The 21,957-nt window shown below is 40.8% G+C and carries 17 protein-coding genes; 11 read left to right on the plus strand and 6 right to left on the minus strand.

Annotation, left to right across the window (positions count from 1 at the left end; genetic code table 11):
- Positions 1-657: 657 nt before the first annotated feature.
- Positions 658-2,229, minus strand: a complete 1,572-nt coding sequence (locus U2718_RS23760) for an alkaline phosphatase D family protein (protein WP_341993381.1) — start codon at positions 2,227-2,229, stop codon at positions 658-660.
- Between the two features lie 141 nt (positions 2,230-2,370).
- The gene (locus U2718_RS23765) at positions 2,371-3,783 is read right to left on the minus strand and encodes an alkaline phosphatase PhoX (RefSeq protein ID WP_341993383.1); all 1,413 of its coding nucleotides are present in this window, start codon (positions 3,781-3,783) and stop codon (positions 2,371-2,373) included.
- 1,058 nt (positions 3,784-4,841) lie between these two features.
- On the opposite strand from U2718_RS23765, the gene U2718_RS23770 reads away from it, so the two are divergent.
- The 9 genes from U2718_RS23770 to U2718_RS23810 all read left to right on the plus strand — a co-directional run bounded on the left by U2718_RS23770 (position 4,842) and on the right by U2718_RS23810 (position 14,258).
- Entirely contained in the window at positions 4,842-5,384 is a 543-nt protein-coding gene (locus U2718_RS23770; protein WP_341993492.1) for a hypothetical protein, read from the plus strand.
- A 38-nt stretch (positions 5,385-5,422) separates the two neighbouring features.
- Positions 5,423-5,794, plus strand: a complete 372-nt coding sequence (locus tag U2718_RS23775) for a hypothetical protein (protein ID WP_289790057.1) — start codon at positions 5,423-5,425, stop codon at positions 5,792-5,794.
- On the plus strand, positions 5,748-8,492 hold the full coding sequence (locus U2718_RS23780; RefSeq protein ID WP_341993384.1) for a hypothetical protein: 2,745 nt from the start codon (positions 5,748-5,750) through the stop codon (positions 8,490-8,492). The genes U2718_RS23775 and U2718_RS23780 overlap by 47 nt, the downstream gene beginning before the upstream one ends.
- Before the next feature lie 37 nt (positions 8,493-8,529).
- Positions 8,530-9,333 carry a hypothetical protein gene (locus tag U2718_RS23785; RefSeq protein WP_341993385.1) on the plus strand — a complete coding sequence of 268 codons (804 nt, stop codon included), beginning with the start codon at positions 8,530-8,532 and terminating at the stop codon, positions 9,331-9,333.
- A 68-nt stretch (positions 9,334-9,401) separates the two neighbouring features.
- Complete coding sequence (locus U2718_RS23790; protein ID WP_341993386.1) at positions 9,402-10,451, plus strand: hypothetical protein; 1,050 nt, start codon at positions 9,402-9,404, stop codon at positions 10,449-10,451.
- Between the two features lie 23 nt (positions 10,452-10,474).
- The gene (locus tag U2718_RS23795) at positions 10,475-11,299 is read left to right on the plus strand and encodes a hypothetical protein (RefSeq protein ID WP_341993387.1); all 825 of its coding nucleotides are present in this window, start codon (positions 10,475-10,477) and stop codon (positions 11,297-11,299) included.
- 46 nt (positions 11,300-11,345) lie between these two features.
- Positions 11,346-12,020: a hypothetical protein gene (locus U2718_RS23800; RefSeq protein WP_341993388.1), complete on the plus strand. Its 675-nt coding sequence runs from the start codon at positions 11,346-11,348 to the stop codon at positions 12,018-12,020.
- 19 nt (positions 12,021-12,039) lie between these two features.
- The gene (locus U2718_RS23805; RefSeq protein WP_341993389.1) at positions 12,040-13,659 is read left to right on the plus strand and encodes a TrbI/VirB10 family protein; all 1,620 of its coding nucleotides are present in this window, start codon (positions 12,040-12,042) and stop codon (positions 13,657-13,659) included.
- A gap of 11 nt (positions 13,660-13,670) precedes the next feature.
- A complete protein-coding gene (locus tag U2718_RS23810; protein WP_341993390.1) occupies positions 13,671-14,258 on the plus strand; it encodes a hypothetical protein in 588 nt (195 codons plus the stop codon).
- A 1-nt stretch (position 14,259) separates the two neighbouring features.
- On the opposite strand, the gene lnt is transcribed toward U2718_RS23810, so the two are convergent.
- The 4 genes from lnt to U2718_RS23830 form a co-directional block, all read right to left on the minus strand.
- Entirely contained in the window at positions 14,260-15,966 is a 1,707-nt protein-coding gene (gene lnt / locus U2718_RS23815; RefSeq protein ID WP_341993391.1) for an apolipoprotein N-acyltransferase, read from the minus strand.
- Between the two features lie 40 nt (positions 15,967-16,006).
- On the minus strand, positions 16,007-18,589 hold the full coding sequence (gyrA, locus tag U2718_RS23820; protein WP_341993392.1) for a DNA topoisomerase (ATP-hydrolyzing) subunit A: 2,583 nt from the start codon (positions 18,587-18,589) through the stop codon (positions 16,007-16,009).
- A 388-nt stretch (positions 18,590-18,977) separates the two neighbouring features.
- Complete coding sequence (locus U2718_RS23825; protein ID WP_411813359.1) at positions 18,978-19,295, minus strand: hypothetical protein; 318 nt, start codon at positions 19,293-19,295, stop codon at positions 18,978-18,980.
- A 12-nt stretch (positions 19,296-19,307) separates the two neighbouring features.
- Positions 19,308-19,580 (minus strand): transglutaminase family protein, encoded by a 273-nt coding sequence (locus U2718_RS23830; RefSeq protein ID WP_341993394.1) that lies wholly within the window; start codon positions 19,578-19,580, stop codon positions 19,308-19,310.
- Positions 19,581-19,701: 121 nt separating this feature from the next.
- Between U2718_RS23830 and U2718_RS23835 the strand changes: the two genes are divergently transcribed.
- Together U2718_RS23835 and U2718_RS23840 are read left to right on the plus strand one after the other, a co-directional pair.
- Positions 19,702-19,920, plus strand: a complete 219-nt coding sequence (locus U2718_RS23835; RefSeq protein WP_341993395.1) for a hypothetical protein — start codon at positions 19,702-19,704, stop codon at positions 19,918-19,920.
- Between the two features lie 128 nt (positions 19,921-20,048).
- Entirely contained in the window at positions 20,049-21,020 is a 972-nt protein-coding gene (locus U2718_RS23840; RefSeq protein ID WP_341993396.1) for a ribonuclease Z, read from the plus strand.
- Positions 21,021-21,957: the final 937 nt, after the last annotated feature.

Raw genomic sequence — 21,957 nt, forward strand, 5'->3', positions numbered from 1 at the left:
AAAATAATTACATCAGTAGTAGTAATAGTAAATAGAACTTATGTACAACTCATGGAAAAATAGAATCACAGAGGCACAGAGTGCACCGAGGAATAAGAGTTAGAGAGAAATAGCGATCGCCTAAAATCAACGGAACCGGAGATTAGTGACTGGGGATTGGGAAGAGGACACGGGAACGTGGAGAATTGTGATTCACGTTCTTGCCCCTTGTCTTCTTGTCTCTCCTCCCCCATGTCCTCTTCTTCGTTCCTAGTCCCTAGTGTACCCAGTTGAAAAATAAGAAAAACTGAGGGAGTCTATTCTTTCCCTCAGTTAGCAGGTAGAGGATTTTTTCTTTCTTAGTTAAGTAGAGACAATTCAACTTAAACTGCCAGTCTTTTCTCTTCTGCCCTCTGCCACGGCAGTTGACGCCACTTGACGCCAGTCGCTACAACGCGCTGGCTCCTTTATGCCGGGAAACCCTTACTTACAGAAGCCGCCTACTCTCCGAGAAGCCAGGCTACGCCAGTCGCCTGTGGAGGAGCCACTCCGTTGGGCGGCTAGTGCCGACTTGTAGGCGCCGAAGGCGACTTCCCGTAGGGTAGGATGTGGCGTTGGAAACCCTACCAAGAGCGCTGGCTCACCACCGCACTGCCTCCTCTGCCTTCTGCCTTCTGCTTACTTTTCTGGATTCAATACCTTCTTGTACAAAACCTTGCCAGTGATATCGTGAATGTAAACTGTTAATTCACCTTGAGCATTCACTGCCACGGAACCGAAAGAATGAATGTTTGGCGATGGCGAATTTTGAGGAAGCTTTGGTGTTTGCGTGCCTGGAGCTTGAATAAATTCATACTTGGGGCCAAAGCTAGGATCGAGATCGTTAGGGCCAAAAGCTCCAGCATGGATAGGCCCAATTACAAATTCCCAGAAAGGATGGAAGTCCTGAAAGAATGCTCTTGCTGGTTCATAAGAGATTGCTGCCGGATAGTGTACGTCTGCTGTAATGAAGACGACATTCTTGATACCCTGAGATTTGATAAATTGCAGCAATTGACTAAGTTGGACTTCACGACCTAAGACTTCTGGTAGTCCCTGGCTCCAAGCATCGCGATCGCTTTCTCCTCCTGTGACTATAGACAGGGGATCGTGCGATGAAATTACCTTCCAGGTAGCTTGGGAACTTTTCAGACTTTGTTTGAGCCACTCAAACTGTTCTTGGCCTAGCATTTCTAGACCATTGGGATTGCTATTATCAGGATTTGGCCCTCTATAGGATCGCTCATCTAGTAGAAACAGATCTATATGCTTACCGTATTGATATCGGCGATAAATCTTATCTCCCCGAATTGGATTATATTCAAATAATGCTTGCTTGGCTGTTGCTGCCAGAACATCAGCAGACAATCCATTGTAAGGTGCTTCTGTTAAAATCTCGCCTGGATACCAGTTATTGACCGCTTCATGATCGTCCCACTGAGAATAGATGGGAGTTTCTGCTAGAAAACGTCGGAACTTTTCGTCTCCCAAGTTATATTTCCAGTTTTCCCGAAATTCTTCTATAGTAACTGCTTTAAAATCTTTTGTTGGATTGTTTATCCACTTTCCACCACCTACTTCTGCTGGGATTTCTTTTTCAGATGGAATTTCATTATCAGCATAGATAATGTCTCCAGCAAAGATAGCAAAGTCAGGCTTGAATTTTCGCATTACATCGAAGATGACGTATCCTCCCTGAATAACATCACCATCATAGGCAGTAATCTCTAAATTAGGATTGCGGCCCCAGCCTTGTCCAGCTAAATCTGCTCCCCAAACAAAACGAACAGGACGTGCTTGTTCTGGAGCAGGTGCAGTGCGAAAACTACCAGTTCCACCTGAGCGAAGTCTAAACAAATTGTATTCCCAAAACACCTGGTAATAGTAGGTTTGATGCGGGCGCAGTCCTGTAATATTGACCTTGCCAGTGTAGTCTGTTGCTGTACTTACTACAGAACCCGTGATAATTTGCTCCGCTGTTTGGAAAGTAGGTGATTTAGAAATTTTAACCACAAGACGAGCATCCTTGTGGTCATCATTCCGCGCCCAGATGACAGCACTGGTGTCAGTCACATCTCCTGACTGAACTGGATCACTTTGCCCAGAAGAGAATCTAGCAAAAACTGGTTCAAGCCATTTAGATCCTAGAATGAAGCTGGCACTAATCGTACTCAGAGCCAAAAATAAACGCCTATTTAACCGAGTTTTCATATTCTTCCTCCAGATCATAAGGGTTCTAGATGACGAGAACTCTAGTAGTTAGCTATGAATTCATGCGATCGCATCAAAGCGTCTAAATTGTCTCTGAACTTTCGTTAGTATTCTCGCCAGCTTTCCGAAATTAAAAGTTATTCAACTAGAGCGATGACGTTCCCAAGGGCCCCAGATAGCACACGTGATACCGGGATTATAAATATTCACAAAAAACGTTCTACCATCTGGTGAGAAGCAGCCACCAGCAAACTCAGCATCAGAAATAACATTCTTTGCAAACTGATAGAGTTCACCCTTTTTGTTAACTCCTACAACATATTGAACACCGCCACCGTCTTCACACAAAAAGATGTCTCCAAAGGGAGTAACTGTAACATTGTCTGGTTCATCTAGCAGTTCTCCACTAGAATCTGCCTCGACATACAATGTCAGTTTTTCTTTGCGAGGATCGTAAATCCAAACCTGACCATTACCCCTACCATTAGTGGCATCAACAGCCGGAGTACCAGCTTGGGTAGCAACGAAGTAGATCACATCGTTACCATACCAAGCTCCTTCACCCCGGAAAAAAATTGCTGCTCCTTCAGACTGAGCTTCTTTGCGAACCGTATCAGTTTCTGGATCGGGCTGATCAATCTTGACCCACTCTACATCGAAAGTTTGACCAACCTTGATTTTTCCCACCTCGCCACCAAAGTTGGGGTTGTTGGTTGTATTTAAGGCGAAGTTCTCTGCACCCTTAATCTTTAAAGCCCACAGAGTACCACCTTCAGCCAATTTACCATTGACGTTAGGCACAAACCGATAGAAGCAGCTATCGGTACGGTCTTCTGTCTCATAGACATAGCCAGTTTTGGGGTCTACCGCAATGGCTTCATGACTAAAACGTCCCATATCTTTGAGGGGGACTGGAGTCACCAAACCGCTGTTAGCATTTGCAATCACTTCAAAGTTATAGCCATGCTTGGTGTCGTCTTTGAGAACGTTGGTACTGACAGAGAAAGTTTCTTCACAGCTAATCCAGCTACCCCAAGGAGTTGGCCCTCCTGCACAGTTACGAATTGTGCCGGCAAGAGAAGCAAAGTCCTTAATGACTTCGCGGTTAGATCCAATCACCAGCGTGGTGGTTCCACCTTGAGCACCTGCCGAATATCTTGGTGAGCCAGAAACTGGATATGGAGAAGAGGTACCTGCTTCATGGTTCCGAACCAAGATTGTTGTATTCCGAGATCCCGGAAATGCAGCCATACCATCGTGCCTTTCTGGAACGAGGGAGCCATCACTCATGGTTTGACCAGTAATAGAGAAAGCACGGTAGTTAAAGCCAGGAGGAAGCTCCAGCAGAGGTTTTTGGCTTAAATCACCCACATAGGTATTTGTGAGTTCATAGGCATTTAAAGGTAGTTTCGGTTCTAGTTGCCCAAAGCCACTACCCCTTGCGGCTTGACCGCGAGCAACTCTTGCGTAAAAGGCTTCTAGAGGAGAAACCATTGTGACACTAGCAGCGGAGACACCAGCTAGGGTTAAAAATTTACGTCGCGAAAAAGACACGTACTTTTATCCTATTCACTTCACTTAGTTCCACCAGAACCTATCAATCTACGGTTAACTTCAGGTGAAGAGGCAGTTAAATAAAAACTATTTCTTGAGATATTTATTTGTTTTCTCTGAGAATGACCTTTTTATAAAAAGATATCTATTTATATTTCTTAAAAACTAAATAATAAGCGTAATATCATCCCATTTATTCCATATTACTCATCATCTAATTGTCTATAACCCTTTTTGCTCTAAGTTCTTTATTGATAAATTTGTCAAACCCTTAATCTGATAAAATACGGCAGGACTAAGAAATCAGAAATTAAATTACAGAAATAAAATAGGTATAAAGATTCTGCTTTGAGATAAAGATTTGTACCTTAATCACTCAAAAACTATGTAAAACTAAGGATTATATGTAACATCACACTTGTACCAATGAGATGAAAAGTATTTAGTTTTAATTTTTACAATTCATAAATTACTTATTATTTAACTAAATTTGGTGCAGAGGTTCAGAATTCTGTTAAACTGTCATGAGCGATTCTTGATCTAGTCAAGAATGTAGCAGTAATATAGATTGCTTGATTGCAGTCTACATCCTTATAACTTGACTTTGGTTACATACTTGCTAGAAAATTTTCTTTGTAAACATAGAGTCAATAAAACCAATATATTGTCATCAATAGTGAAGTTTATGACCACTTGCAATTGAAATCTCAAAAAAATATTATTACATTTACACTCAATTGGTGTAAAAAAGTAGCGTTACAACAAATAATAGCTAGTGTGAAAATATATACAGTTTGTATAAAATAACAGTTTTATCAAAAACTTATTTAATAAAAAGCAATATCTCTTAGAGACTGAGCTAGATATGATATGTAATATGTTTTACTCTTAGTTCTATAAAATTAATTATTAACTTGTGTTAAATTATGATACATTAGCCAACTAAACTAAGTGGGAATAAACTATAAGGAATTTTACAAATGTCTCGGCGTTCTTCCTGTCAAACAAGCTTGTTATGGTCTATAACTAACAAGGTAACGAAAGTATCTTACAGCTTGATGAACATACTAGAGTATTTGTGGCGTAGCCTGTTAACAATGGCACCATTTTTAATTGCTTGTGCAGTATTTTTGGGTACTATCTGTTTGAAAAGCCCCATCCTGCTGTTTTGTTTGCTGTTTGGCAGCTTGATCGTAGTGGTGATGCAGCAAATCGGTCAGCAAGTGAATTTACCGAAGCGTCATCTAATCTTGTTACAAATATTCGCAGCAGCAACGATCTTGTGTGCATTCTGGTTAGATTATTTTGCAGATCCAGCACAAGCACAGTTTTTTAGGAAAGCTGAAGATTTTTTTAAAAATAATTTAACACAAGCAGCGACAGCAGATAGCAACACTCAAGCAGCAGTTAGTTTAATATTTAATGTTTTACGCGCTCTTTACTTACTTTATATAGCTGTTTCTCTAATTGGTGTGATTAACGCAGTTCGTAAAGATGAAGATTGGCAAAGTGTAGCTCGAACTCCCTTATTGGTAGTAGTCGCTGTCACCATTGCTGATGTACTCACAGGCTTTGTCATCGGTGATAGCAGCACTAATTGAACATCTTAATTAAAAGATGAAAAACCTGGATTTGTGTTATGTCTCAAGAGCCAGAAAAAGAATTTAGACCTGTAAATCAAATTTTAGGAACTCAACCTTCATTAGGGCCTATACCAGCCGACCAAGTTTTGCCTTGGACGATAATAGCTTTAACATCCTACTTTATCATCAATGGGGTTTTCGGCGGTTTTTTTACGGATGAGTTTAAAAAATGGCTTTGGACATTATTAATTGCTGCTTGGGGGATGGCAACTTGGTGGATATTAACAGGTGGTAGGAGTTGGCGCTTTTTAAGTAAATTTATTGGAGTACCCACTTGGACTAGAGGCTTTGCTCGTTATCAAAGCTTGCTGGAAGTTAACCATGAAACAAAAAATCGGAAAAAGAAGCGTCGGTATCGCCGGAAGTGAAACTAGATTAACACCGTTTGAAGATGCTTTACACTTAGCAACAATGCTACGTGTCTCGCTCAACGGGCGTGATGTTGGCGCTTACATTTTGACAAAAGGAACCCAAAAAGATAGGTTCTGCTTCGTTTTTGGATTTGACTGTCGAGGTATCCATACTACTTTAAGACCAGAACAAATCAACACTATTTTTAATAATATTGAAGCTGGTTTAAAAGATATTCCAAACGGCGAAAGAATGACGTTACATTTGGGGTCTTTTAGTTCAGATAGACAGCGACAAAAAGAGCTAGCTGCCTTAGTAAAAAATACAGGCTCACCAGATATAAAATATCTATTGATGTCAGAACGAGCAAGAGCACAAGAGTTAACTCGTTCTGGCGTTCGCAAGCCAAAATTTCTGCGGATTTATGTAACTTACACTATTGAACCAGACACCACAAACACAGATGATTGGATCGAGAAAATGTTGGCTAAAGGTGAACTGTGGTGGTCAAAATTTAAAGGTGATTTTGCAGAGGTTGAAAACCAACGAATCGAAACAATTGTTGCCAATGCATATAAAAATGGCTTTTGTCGTTGGGAGCAACTTTTATCTAACAAAATGGGATTGGATATTAAGCCTTTGGGTGCAGAAGAACTATGGGGGGAAGTCTGGAAGAGATTTAATGATACGCAGCCAATAGAAATCCCACAATTAATGACTTTAGATGAGAATGGGCTGCATGAACAAGTTTATTCAGATTTAGCCAGTACTAAGTTACTCGTAGAAAATATCCACAGTACGACTTTGTTAGTGGAGTCTAGTGTACCTCGTGCCGATCGCCGTTGGATCAACGTTAATGACAACTATGTTGGAGCGTTGACATTTTTGGAAAAGCCCGGTGGTTGGCTAAATAAATCTAGCCAGTTGCGCTATTTGTGGGAACTGTTAGCAAGAGAAAGTGTAGTAGATACAGAAATTTTTTGTCAGCTGACTGCGGCGAATCCAGCGATAGTGAAAACCACCTTGCAACGAGTACTGAAGCAGTCTAATGTCACAGCTTTGTTGGCGCAAGAGAAAAGTAAAACTATAGATGTTGGTGCTCAATTGAAGCTGAAAAAATCAGTAGCAGCACAAGAGCAAATATATGAGGGAGCAGTACCTATTTATGCGGGTATTGTCATTTTGGTACATCGCCCTACCGTAGAGAAATTAGATGAAGCGACAAGATATATTGAAAACTGTTTTCAACGCCCAGCAAGTGTAATTCGGGAAACAGAGTATGCCTGGAAAATTTGGTTGCAAACTCTGCCGATTGTTTGGGAAGGTTTGTTAGCAAAACCTTTCAACCGTCGCCAGTTGTATTTAACAAGTGAAGTGCCGGGATTAATGCCTTTGGTACTAACTAGAGAAGGCGATCGCCAAGGGTTTGAGTTAATTGCCGAAGAAGGCGGAACACCCATCCACCTGGATTTATTTAATCAGCATAAAAATTTAGCACTGTTTGCAACCACTCGTGCTGGTAAATCGGTATTGGTATCGGGGATTTTAACTCAGGCTTTGGCACATAAAATTCCTGTCGTGGCGTTGGACTTTCCTAAACCTGATGGCACATCTACCTTCACTGACTATACAGAGTTTATGGAAGGCAATGGAGCCTATTTTGATATTTCTAAACAATCGAATAACTTGTTTGAGCAGCCAGATTTGCGCTTTTTAAGTCCAGAACAACAGCGCGATCGGATGCTCGATTATGTCTCTTTCCTCGAATCTGCCTTGATGACAATGGTTTTAGGCTCATCGAGTCAAAATCAACTGCTCTCTCAAACCGTGCGATCGCTTCTCAATTTAGCTTTAGGAGCTTTCTTTACCAATGACAGCATCAAAGAGCGATATCGAGAAGCCATAACAGGAGGATTTGGTAGTCTCGCTTGGCAAAGAACTCCTACTTTACAAGATTTCCTTTATTTCTGCTCCTCAGAGCATTTGCAGTTGGAATCTATCGGAGGTAGAGTTGAGGATGCCTTAAATCAAATTCAGCTACGCTTGCGATTTTGGCTTTCTAGCCGAGTAGGTAAAGCTATTTCTGCTCCCTCAAGCTTTCCAACCGATGCCCAACTTTTAGTATTTGCTCTGCGCAACCTCTCAGATAACGAAGATGCTGCGGTGCTATCCTTAAGTGCTTATTCAGCAGCACTGCGACGCGCATTAAGCAGCCCAGCTTCCATATTCTTCATCGATGAAGCACCAATTTTATTTGAATTTGACCAAATTTCTGACTTAGTCGGTAGAATTTGTGCTAACGGTGCAAAAGCTGGAATTAGAGTCATATTATCAGCACAAGACCCTGATACAATCGCCAGATCTAAAGCAGCATCCAAAATTTTACAGAACTTAACTACACGTTTAATCGGCCGTATTCAACCAGTTGCAGTCGATAGTTTTGAAGAAATTTTAAAATATCCCCGCGAAATTATTGCTCGCAATGCTTCAGAAAGTTTTTTTCCCCGCAAAGAAGGGATTTACAGCCAATGGTTATTAGATGATAACGGTATTTACACATTCTGCCGCTATTATCCAGGTTATGAACAATTAGCAGTAGTTGCTAATAATCCCCAAGAACAAACTGCACGTCAAAAAGCCATGCTGCAATACAGCGATAAATATGAGGCAATTTCTAAGTTTGCACGTCAGTTAATTGCTTCGCTACGTGGTTAATGGAGAAAATTGTTTACCTCATGAAGGTAGAAATATTATGCGCAAAACAACTTTTCTAACTATTTCTTTCACATTTTTAGTCGTTTTACCAGCAACGGCACAACTGGGGGCAGTTTGGACTGATTTTCAATCTTACGCTGGAGATTTACAAAGCTATTTAACAAACAATCTTACAGACACATTAAAACCGATAGAACCAGAAGCTCAAAGTGCTATCAACAATGCCACAGGAGTATTAAATGTACCTAATCCGATCACGGCAGGAAAAAATGTTCGCGATGGCATGGTTTGGTACTATATTTCAGACAAGTTTGATAATAATGCGACTGTCAGAGCAAATTTAGCTAGTAATGAAGTGAATCGCTTAATTACTCGTGGTGCAGTAGCTAGCGTTATGGGTGAAGAAGGGCAAATCAGGTTAAAAACAAAATTAGAAGAAACAGAAAGAACTCTTAAAGAGATTGACGATTTTTCTGAGGAAACTGACAAAATAAGTGAAGACTTTCTCCAACAAGCAAGAAGTATTGCTACTTCTATTGCTAATACTAATCCTCTCGGTCAAATATCAGCGCTTCTTGGTCTCAATCAATCTACACTACAACAGCAAAGTATCAGAATTCAACGTGATCAATTAAAAATAACAGGTGAAAATCTAGGACAAACAATGCAGATGAATCAATTTTTGCAATACTCTAACTTAAACTTAGCTAATATTTCTCAACAAATGGAAGAAGCAAACCGTGCTCGCAGAGTAGACACATCCACAGAAGCAGCACGGCTGTTGCGAAATGCTTCTCAAGTCGATTTATTTGGGCGATCGCAAGAAAATGAAGCTCAATAAAATGTATGATTAACCATCAATTATAAAATTTTTTTGTCACCAGATACAATCAAGCCAGTGGATGAAAAATGCAGCTTGATAATTTAAGTTTTTTGGCCCAAGTTGGTATCAATGATATTCTCGATAATGGTGTTACTACTGCTCAAAGTATAACCGAGAGTTGGGATCAGCAATGGATTGATTTACTACAAAACAACAATGGTGAAAATTTGTATGCAGCGCTGACAAATTTAGGTATATTTTTTGCTGTAGGAACTCTACTGTTTTTTATGGTGCAATGGCTAAGAGATGTAATCCACGAGGATTATTCTCGTCCTATCTCGGCTTTGATTTGGCCTTTTATAGTAGTCATTCTATTAACCAATACAGGAAATGGCAGTGTATTGGCAAATCTAACACTGGGAGTGCGAAATTTCCTCAATACAGTCAATCAACAAGTTGTGACTACAGCAGATGCCAATCAAAATTACCAGCAAGCATTGAATATGGGTGTAGCCGAAGAAGTAGCTGGTTCTGCACTGCGTCCTTGCCAATCATTAACAGGTGAACAACAAAATCAATGCCTGATCAGAGCTAGGGAAAAAACTGAAATTCTTTGGCAGGAGTATAGAAATTTATATGGAGATAAAAATTGGATTAATAGATTAGAAAATAAGGTAAATCAGATTGCTTACGGTACGGGAAGTATATCAGAAAATACGTTTAATTCCTTACTGGGTTCTAACATCCAAACTAGTATCAAAAACTTTTTAGTTTCCTTACAATATGCATTTCAAAATTTAATTGAAGCTACGATGTTGCTAATAGCAGCTTTAGGGCCTTTGGCTGTAGGTGGTTCTTTATTACCGATTGCAGGAAAACCAATTTTTGCTTGGTTGACAGGGTTTTTGTCGCTGGCAATTGCCAAGATTTCATTTAACATCATTGCCGTACTAACAGCTACAGTGATTGTAAATGGGCCTGGAGAAAATGCGAGTGCTGATCCCGACTTAATGTGGTTCATGATTTTTATGGGAATTTTGGCACCAGTTTTATCTTTGCTTTTAGCTGGTGCGGGGGGATTTGCAGTATTTAATGCAGTCAGTAACACGACTTCCTGGACAAGGGAGAGGATATAAGTAGTAGCAGGAGAGATTGGTAGATGGTGCGTTTATTACAAAAACAACAACGAACAGTCAGTCTTTTGACAACCTTTGCGATCGCTACCTTCAGTTTGCATGCATTGGCTTTGTTTTTTTTGATCTGGCAAGGTTTAACCATTCGCCAACTCAGCTTGAGAAAATCCCCTTCCTTCGTACAATTAGTAGATGGTCAACCAGTAGCTGCGGTAGATGATACCGAAAGAGATCCAGAAGCAATTCGCCAATTTATCAGTAGGACGATTACATCTATGTTCAACTGGTCGGGAACACTTCCAGTACAAAATATAGAAGACGTAACAAAACCCAAACCAGATTTGGGAATACTAATTAAAACATCACAAGGCAACAGTCAAAGAGTTACCACCAGTAGTTGGATAGCCAGTTTTGCTCTCTCAGAAGATTTTCGCAAAGGTTTTTTAAGCGAAATAGCAGCGATGACACCACCAGAAGTCTTTGCCAGGAATTCTCAGCAAGCCATGTCCGCACAGATAAATATTAAACGGGTTTATCCTCCCCAAAAAATAGCGGATGGAAAATGGCGAGTTGGGATAGTCGCCGATCTAATTCAACAAAAAAGAGCAGATAATAGAAAAATCATCACTCCATTTAATAAAGATTTACTTGTTCGTGCAGTAGATTATTTTGCTTATCCCCTGGACAGTAATAGCAGTGTTCTCCAAAAAGCAATTTATGGCGTGCGTACTGAGAGGCTAGAGATTTATGAAATGCGAAACTTATGTTTGCTGGACGACTATAGCAATCTTACTTCCGAACAATCACAGGCATGTGTAAATAACCAAAATACAGAAAACTTTACAAGATAACATTTCGGTTAATTGAATCTATATAAATTTATCGAGTTATTTATTAATGCAGTTACTAAAACGAGAAAATAACCAGAAAAGTATTTTGCCACTGTTTGCTGTTGGAACTTTTGGTTTACATATTTTGACCTTACTATTACTCATGTTCCACGGCTCGCTGTTGCAGCAGTTAAGTCGGCGCTTAACACCTCAAAGCTTAGTACAACTTGCCGACGGACAAGCAATTACAGTCGATCCAAATCAAAATTTAGAGCGTTATTCAGAAACAATTCGGCGCTTTGTAGGTCAAAGCATGACCTTAATGTTAACCTGGTCAAAGCAACAACCACCAGAAACAGTATGGGAAATTAGTTCTGAATTATTAGCTGCTGATGCCAAACAAAAAATTCAGTCAGAAATTGTCAATTTAAATTCAGGTAACCAATTTGAAAATAGAGGTGCTGAGAGTGTACTGATTGTGCAACGAATTTCTCAACCAACTAAAATTGCTGATGGAAAATGGAAAGTAGAGATGTTAGCGAATCAAGTAATTTTTAGTAATTCTGACAGACTAGGAAAATCAATTCCCTTTAATAAGCAAATTTTAGTCCAATCAACAGAAACGCAAACCACTTCGCTCCCAGATTTACCACTTCCTTGGCACCTAGCAACTTATCGTCTTGGCGAAGCTAGACTAGAAATTTACAATGTCTGTGACATCAAAGCTCAAAATTGTTCTTGAATCCAAGTGCACTTGACTTATGACTCGATATTCAATCCCCTCAGACACTCACTCAGAAAATCTCGTTACTTCCAACACCGAAAATTATCAATCAGAAATAGATTTGTCTGATTGGGAATTACGCATGGCAAGATTGGTTGGTTTTGAAGAAGAACTTCCTGCTCGCGATCGCGAACAATTAGAAGATTCAGTTAACCTACAGCCAAATCCTCCTACTCCCGTCAAACCAGCACAAGCCGCTCCTACCGAGCAACCCATCTCATCCAATCCTTTTGCTAAGTTGGCCTTAGTAGGAACTGCTACCTTTGTTTTAGTGCTATTTGCTGGTATATTCTTAACCCAGCTAATGAATGGTAGTACTAAAAAACCAATCAAAAATAATATTGTTGCCCCCCAAACGCGATCGCTACCCACAACAGAATCTCGCCTACAACAACTAGAAGGAGAAGTAGATACTCTCAAAACCAAATTAGCCCTTGCCGAACAAGCACAGGCAGTCAAGTTAGCACAACAACAACTCAGAAATGCCAAACCAGCATCAGCAACACCAGTAGCAGCTCAACCAACTCCCAGAGCTAGACAGAGCACAGCATTGCAAAGAACCCCAACACCCGAACGAACAGTTTACGTCACTAGGGTAGTAGAACGCCCTGTTCCAATACCGCAAACCCCACAACAACCAGTGATTCCCCAATTACCACCATCCCCACCCCCAGTGGTGAATACGCAAGCCACCCCAACACCTACACCAGATCCGCTTCAAGAATGGGCAAGGTTAGCAAAATTAGGTAGCTACGGTCAAGTGTTAGTTGCTGCTAAACCGAATAGCTTTAATACTAATACTGTTCAAGATGATACTCCAGAACCTGTAGCAAATACTAGAAGACAGCAGCCGAGAATAAATCCCAGAACCGAGCCAACAGAAGAACCAGAAACTAGAGAAGAACCAAAAACTCCTGTAGTAAATCAAGCCTCATCGGGAAGCTCGAAATCTATTCCAGTAGGAACTAGTGCGAAAGCCGTTTTAGCAACAGGTGTATTTGGAGAAACTTCCAGATCGGCAAATAACAGCAGGAACCAAAGCAGAAAAAACGTATTTGTAGTGCGTTTGAAAGAGCCATTAAAAGCAGCCGATGGTTCTGTTGTATTGCCTGCAAAAACTGAGTTATTAACTGAAATTCGTTCTCTTTCTGATCAAGGATTGTTGCAGCTAAATGTAGTTAAAGCAATTATTCAAAATAATGGCAACCTCACAGAGAGAAGCTTACCAGAAAGTGCCATGCTGATTAATGGTTCTCAAGGTAAACCTCTAGTTGCTAATCAATTCTCCAAAAAAGGATCTCTTATGGGCAGGGATGCCGGACAATTTGTTTTGGGAGGCATTGGTAAAGCGGCAGAATTATTTAATCGTACAGAATCAGAAGTGATCACAACTCCCACAGGCACAGTTGTTTCTAACAGAAATCCCCGCCGTAACCTTTGGGCTGGAGTCTTAGAAGGCGGTGTGAGAACAGTAGTTCCCCAAATTACCCAGCGCAATCAACAGGCAATATCCCAAATGATGCAACGTACTAATGTTTGGTTTTTACCCGCCGGCACAGAAGTTGAAGTTTACATCAATCAAACCATGCAGCTATAAAATCTGCCGCCATGAAATATAAGATCAACTTCATAGCTCGTATTCCAGGTAGCTCTTACTTTCTACATTTAGCTTCCCTGAGTTTCTCGGCAGCAATCTTACTACTGGCAAGTCGTGCTTTAGCTAATAACGCCGTTCTGCGTTCTATGTTTTCCTGTCAAGCACAGGGTTTAGGAGGAGCAGTGCCTACAATCACTGTTTCCTATCAGCAAGGAACAAATTTAAGCTTTATTCCTGCTAGAGAAGTAATTAAAAAAGTTTGGTTAAACGACCCAACACAAGTAATTATGGATTTTGATGGGCCGATGTGTATGCAGTTTGGTTCGCAACCCAACGCTAATATAGGAGACTGCAAGAATTCAGGAGCAAATGTCATTCAACTCAGACGCATTAAAAAACTAAAAATTCCTGGTATCCCTAGCGCTGAAAATACACTTTTAACAGTAGTTACTGAACAGCAAGGGCAAAATAAATTATATACTTTCAGGATTCTTTACAGTGACGGTGTTCCTGAATATCACACTTTAGCAATTTACCCTGATTCTGGTGGCCCTACTTCTTGTGTGAGAGATCCAAAACAATCTACAGCTAATGATTAACTCAAATTAGCAAATTGACTAACCAAATTCCTCCAGCCAATACCAATAGTAATGGCGTTAGCCAGTCACCCCAACGCACGTACAAAGTTTGTGTTTGTCGTCGGTAAATTGTTTCGGCATGAATTTCATAGGTATTATGTCCAGATATCCACAAAGTTCTGCCGTGGGGATCTACAAAAGCCGAATATCCTGTATTTGTCGCTCGAACTGCCCATTTATCAGTTTCAATTGCCCGCATGATATCTTGAGCATGATGTTGGGCTGGCATGGAGGCGCTGTAATGAGCATCATTAGAAGGACTGAGTATGAATTGTCCACCCGCAGCAGCCTGACGACGGAATAAATCAGAAAAAGCAGATTCGTAACAAATGCCAACGATCGCTCTACCAAAAGGAGTGTCAAATACTTGATTTGATGAACCTGGAACTTGATGTTCATCTAAGGGTGATAATCGACTAATTATACCGCCTAAGAATTCCTCAAAGGGAACATACTCGCCAATTGGGACTAATTTAGACTTGTCATAACGGCTAAAAATATTACCATCACCTGTGACAGTAAACAAGCTATTTGTATAGCTGCGTCCCCGTTCTCCAAAGCCACCAATCCAAGCTACAACACCTTTTTCTCTTACTGCTGCTACCAAAGAGCCACGCATAATCTCACGCTGAAAAAAAGGCAAAGCTCCTTCTGGTGTTAGTACTGCATCTATACCTTGATCTGCTAGAGTCAGATATCCGCTAGTGTATCCTGCGATCGCGCGACGCAATCCTTCTGGGTAAAGCTTGATTTGGTTGGGAATATTCCCTTGAATAATCCCTACTTGCAATGCTGCTTGTGGTGATTGAACCAAAGGACGAGTGTATAAGCTAAAACCAATGAGGTGTAAGGTAATTAGTATTCCTGTGGCAATGAATAGATATCTATTAACGAACTGCATTAGACACGTAGACGCGGTAGACGCGAAGCGGCTTCCGAAGGTACGGCTTCCGAAGGTAGTGGCTTCCCGTACGCCGGAGGCGTTCCCGCAGGGTAGGGTAGGCGCAAAGAACGCGAAGCGAATTTTCTTCGTGTCCTTCGCGTCTTGGCGGTTTATCCAAGCCTCTGCAATCAAACCATTTACTGCTACTATTGCTGCTGTGACAGCAATAGGCCCAGAAAGTTGACCAAGATGTAAAATTACAAGATTATGCGGACTTTGAGTGTAAGAAAGAGAACTCCACCACAACGGGCCAACACTCCAAAGCGCTTCTAAACTGCACCACAGAGCTGTACCAATGAGAACGCGCATGAGAGGGGAATTCAAAATCTTCTTTCTACCTTCTCTGCCTTGTTGCGACGCAATCCATGATAAACAAGTAGCCCATATCGCAACTAATACTGCTCCCCAGAGAGTAATAAATATCCAGCAGAAAAGGGCAATTCCTAAGCTTGCTAACCAAGGAACCCCCATCCACGTCATTGGGTGAATACCCGTAATCCAAGCTAAGGCTATGCCGTGATAACCAATACCCCAAGCGAGGGAGAAGAGTGGGAGGAGGGAAGATTGATTTTTTGTTTGTGCGGAATTGACAATTAACACCCAGAGGGGAGCAAGGGCAAACCAAGCTAGAAACCAGGCGTTTACAGGCGCAACGGTAAGCCCCATCAAAATACCGCTTCCTAAGGCAATCATGGCACAAAGAAAGAAGTCTTTGCGTCTCCCCATCTGCGCGTCCCCGCGTCCTCTTATTTCCCCCTGTCCTTTTTTACTCTGCTTCTGCCGCATCACCAGAATCAGGAGGAACTATTGCAACTCCTGTAATCACGTCATCTTCATCTAAACGCTGTACGCGTACCCCAGTCGCAGAACGCGATTGGACAGAAATGGCATTAACTGCCTGCCGAATGATGATACCGCGACTAGTGACCATCATAATTTCATCATCGTTGTTGACGATATGTAATGTAGCTAGTTGGTCTTTGATTTTCCTGTTTTTGAACTTGGTTGCCATTAAACCTTGACCGGCACGATTTTGCAAGCGGAACTGAGCTACTGGTACACGCTTACCGTATCCTCCCATTGTAATTACTAGCACCCAGGGGCCGTGATGTCCGTTGCCCGGTACTTCTAGAGACTCCTCATTTTCGATTTCTTCGGTTTCGATTTCTTCGATTTCCGCTTCTGAAATTGGGGTCAAATTATCAAGAACAGCAGCAGGGAGAATATCCATACCTACTAGTTCATCGCCAGCCCGCAGTTTCATGGATTTTACACCACGGGTAGCGCGACCTAAAGGACGCAGCTGTTCGTGAGTACAGCGAAAGTGAATTGCCATACCTTGGCGCGAACCAATGATCACACTATCTTCTACTCTTGCCCGCCTTACCCAGCGCAGTTGATCACCTTCTTCTAAAGAAATGGCAATTAAGCCATTAGCACGAATATGACTAAACGCTGTTAAGTCAGTTTTCTTGATGTTACCGCCTTTGGTGAGCATGACTAAATATTCATCGCTAGTAAACTCACTTACTGGTACTATCGAGGTGATTTTTTCCTCTTTAGGAATGGGTAGCATCTGTACAATTGGCGTTCCGCGACTGGTACGGGAACCAATGGGAAGTTGATAAGCTTTCAGACAGTAGACAACGCCACGTTCGCTAAAAAATAGTAGGCTGTCGTGATCGCAGCAAGTTAAGAAATGCTCAACACCATCATCCTCTTTTACCTTGGCTGCGGCTTTACCTCTAGTCGCACGGCTTTGTGCCTCAAAGGTGTTAACTGGCATACGCTTAATATAACCTTGCTCAGTCAACAAAATTACAGCTTTTTCATTGGCAATTAAATCTGTGTCTTCTAACTCTCCTTCGCCGTGCATAATTACCGTGCGGCGAGGAGTAGTGTGTTTTTCTCTAATTTGTCTGACTTCGGTTTCGATAATATGCAGCACCCGTTCCCGCCGTGCCAAAATATCGTTTAAGTCAGCAATCTGCGCTTGTAATTCTTCGTGTTCGTGACGAATTTTATCGGCTTCTAGAGCAGTTAACCGTCGCAGTTGCATCTGTAAAATGGCATCAGCTTGTGCTTCCGACAGTCCATAAGTCGTGATTAACTCTCCCTTTGCCGAGGGTGTATCGGCGGCATGACGAATGAGGGCAATAATTGCATCAAGATGAGCAAGGGCAATCAATAATCCTTGCAAAATATGATCGCGTTCCTCAGCTTTACGCAACTCATACTGAGTGCGTCTGGTAATCGATTCGATCCGAAAATCCAGAAACACTTGTAAAAAGTTTTTCAGCGTTAGTATTTGGGGTTCGCCATTTACCAACGCCAGCATATTAGCCCCAAAGTTGGCTTGTAGTGGTGTTTGTTTATAAAGATTATTGAGCACTACTTTGGGATAGGCATCGCGCTTGAGTTCAATGACTATTCGCATCCCATCGCGATCGCTTTCATCCCGAATATCAGCTATTCCTTCGATTCTCTTTTCATTAACCAACTCGGCAATTTTCTCAATTAATGCTGCCTTGTTAGTTTGGTAGGGTAATTCGGTAATGACGATCGCTTCTCGTTCCGGGCGTCCTCGCTGTTGGATAGTTTCAATATTTGCCACACCACGCATGGTAATAGAACCACGCCCTGTGGTGAAGGCTTCTCTGATTGCCGCAGTACCCAGAATTTGACCCCCAGTCGGAAAATCTGGCCCGTGGACATACTGCATTAACTGGGTATCGGTAATTTCTGGATTTCCAATCAGTGCTACCAACCCATCTATCAATTCGCCTAAATTGTGGGGTGGAATGTTAGTTGCCATCCCCACAGCAATTCCAGAAGAACCGTTTAACAGTAACTGCGGAACCCTTGCTGGCAAAACAGTTGGTTCTTGCTGGGAACCGTCGAAGTTACTAACAAAGTCTACGGTTTCCGATTCGATATCTTGCAGAAGAGCGTCGCTAGTCAAAGCTTCCAAGCGGCATTCGGTGTAACGCATTGCCGCAGGTGGATCATTATCTACGGAGCCAAAGTTGCCATGCCCTGCAATCAAGGGCGATCGCATGGAAAAATTCTGCGCCATCCGCACCAAGGCGTCATACACAGCCGTGTCGCCGTGAGGATGATATTTACCAAGAACTTCCCCGACTACACGCGCGCATTTACGGAAGGGGCGGTCTGAGGTCAACCCCAACTCGTGCATAGCGTAGAGAATCCGCCTATGTACAGGTTTCAGACCATCCCTGGCATCTGGCAGCGCCCGACCCACAATTACGCTCATCGCGTATTCCAGGTAAGACCTGGACATTTCGTTCCGTAGATCCGTGGGGATAATCCTCTCCTGAGAGGTTGCCATAACCTAAAATACTCCAAGAACGATTAGTTTCAGCAATTAAAGCGAAAACAAGCAAAATTATTCCCAAATAATCCTGAATAATTGCCATAATTTGTTACGATTTTAGCACATCTTGTCTTTTTCTGGGTGATAATGAAAAGCCTAAAACTTTATCAAGTACCTGAAAAATAATAACTAATAAGTCTCTTCAAAAAAGTTATTTTTTAAGAGGATATAAATAACTATAAAAATTAAGTTAATAAAAACAAATTGATTTAATTGAATAACTTAGAATAGAACATTTAATTAGTGATCATAAAATATCGAATAAATATCTAAAGTTATTATTGTAAAGCGAGTGTAACTCTCAAATAGATAGCTTAATAAAAATATTTCTTAAATTACGAAACTAAACCATAGCTTCAAACAACTCCAAAGAAATATCTAGAAGATTGAATAACAAACCGTCCCACGTTATGGAAGCTTTACAAGCTTCTATAACTAGTGGTAATGGCTCTGATAAAATATTTTTAAATTCAATCTCTCCTGGCAATTTAATTTTATAAGCTAACTGTTCTTTGGGAGGAGTAAATTGAGCATCAATACCACTACGATTTCCCCTAGCATCAACTCGATACCAACCTATTTCAGGTAAATAAACTGCATTAAAACCATGTAAACAATAGGGTTCACCATGAGCATATACACTCAATCTTTGATAGCACAAGCCTGTTGGGATTTAATTTGCTCTGAGTAGTGCCGCTAACAAATGACTTTTTGCATAACAATAACCTGTTTTATATTTGAGTACATCTGAGGCTCGACAAGTAACAGGATTCATTTGGTAGTCGTAGCTATGATAAATTTCATCTCGCACCCACTCAAAACAAGCTTTGGCGATCGCTTCCAATCTTTGATGTTTGAATGCAATTTTTTTCGCAAGTTCCAAAACAGTAGGATGTTGCCAATCAATCACTTCAGTTGCTTGTAGATATTCTTCCATGTTGTTCATTCTCAGTAGTGTGCCACCAGTTGGTCTGTCTTCTGCCTTTGTATGATTATCTCAGCCCTAAGATAGTGTGTAGCAAAGAATAGTATTTCTTAAGCTTGGCTTGTTAGTTGGAGAAATAGCCATGAACAAAGAAACTGTTCCCAATCAAGCCGAAAAGACTAACCCCCAGGGCGATGAAACTCAACTTAGTCCTGAAATGCGGGACAAAATTAAGCATCCTCCAAAAATGGACGATGTATTACGGGATTTGCCGCCAGATGAACTTAAAAATAATCAGGCTGTAGTACCAGAAATGCTTGATGAACCGAGTGATGAAATCGTTGGTTTTACTAAAGATTAGTGAAAATAACTGTCCTCTGTTCCCTGTTCCCCCAACACCGTTCGCCGAGAGAGTATTTTTCTAGCTTCCGTGCCACTATATAAAGTAGAGCGCAATTTTTTCAGTAAGACGGAGGCAAACTTAACGCTGTGCAGATAACATTCTTAGGGACGAGTTCCGGTGTACCAACGCGATCGCGCAATGTTTCTAGTGTCGCCCTGAGATTACCACAACGAGCAGAGGTGTGGTTATTTGACTGTGGCGAAGGTACTCAGCACCAGCTTTTACGAAGCGATCTTAAAAGTAGCCAACTCTCCCGAATTTTTATCACCCATATGCATGGCGATCACATTTTTGGCTTGATGGGTTTGCTTGCTAGTTGCGGCTTGGCAGGTAATGTGGAACGTATTGATATTTATGGGCCGCCTGGACTAAACGAATATCTACAGTCAGCTCTACGTTATTCTCACACTCACTTCTCCTACCCTGTGAAAGTTCACGCTATTCGTCCAGGGGTAATCTACGAAGACGATGAATTTACTGTTACCTGCGCTCCTTTACATCACCGCGTTACTACCTTCGGTTATCGCGTAGTCGAAAAGGATCGTCCGGGACGCTTTGATATCGAAAAAGCCAAGGAAATGCAAATTCCACCAGGCCGCGTTTACGGACAACTCAAACGTGGTGAAACGGTAACACTACCTGATGGGCGGGTTTTTCATGGTGCTCAATTTTGTGGCCCTACCGAAAATGGACGTAAAATCGCTTATTGCACAGACACAATTTATTGTGAGAATGCAGTGGAATTAGCGCAGGATGCAGATGTATTGATTCACGAAGCAACTTTTTCTCATCAAGATGCAGAACTAGCTTTTCAACGTCTACACTCTACATCTACAATGGCTGCGCAAACTGCTTTAGCTGCCGGAGCGCGTCATTTGCTCATGACTCATTTTAGCCCCCGCTATGCTCCTGGAAATCCTATTGAGTTAGGGAATCTACTTCAGGAAGCCCGTGCTATCTTTCCCAACACAAATATGGCTTACGATTTCATGAGTTATGAAATACCTAGACGACGTGATGTAGAGTTAAATGAAATGACTTTATCAAAATCAGGTTGAGCGGGAACTTAGAACTTTGAATTGCTTACTGAGTGCTTAATGTTCAGTAAGGTGTGTTACGGCTATGCAAAGATTTGAGAGTTAAAGAGAATGAAAATTAGCCGTAACGCACCGCATGATTTTGGTGTTACGCCCTGCTTTAACGCACCTGACTAGACTGGCAATAGACAATTTAGTTGTAAAATTAAACCGATTTGCGATCACTAAAATATCACTGACTTTACCAAATCTTTAATTGAAAATAATAAATCAAGTAAAATTTTTAAGTAATAATATCTAAACTTTTTGAAAAAATTACACATATATGACACGTTTTAATGTAGGGTACTCAGATTTTTATGAATTTGCTAGTAGCTATCTATACAAATAATTTTTACTAGTAAGTAGTAAGTTTAAGACGATCCTAAAAACTGTACTGATTTACTCTTGACTAACTAATTTTGTTTAAATTTTGCTAATATGCCCATAATATTGAACAGTTGGCTATTACATTAAAATCCAACTAAATTTATTCTAAATATAGTTATTTTATATACATAAAGATTTCAGTATAAATAGACACTTATTACTATTAACTATAATAATTACTGAGTAAAAATTACACAAAAGTTGTACAAAATCATAATGTATAAAAACCTAAATATTTAACTTTTAGGTCTATTAATTTTTATTGGTAAGAAAACTTAAAGATTAACACAGAGCATTGACATTTACAAATTGGCACTTTAGCTTTGTATGAACAAATTTATCCTGATGATATAGTTGAAAAACTAAGCTAAACGTATATCTGTGTATACATCAAAAACTGCTAGCAAATATCAACTTACTTGTTGCATAAGAGTTGATTGATAAGTTGATATTTGGTAAATACTAAAATATGCGATTACATCAGAGCCATTTAGCTATGAATTATTAGTTGTTTTATAAAATTTAGATT

It is taken from the genome of Chlorogloeopsis sp. ULAP02 (genome assembly GCF_038404745.2).
Lineage (GTDB): Bacteria > Cyanobacteriota > Cyanobacteriia > Cyanobacteriales > Nostocaceae > Chlorogloeopsis.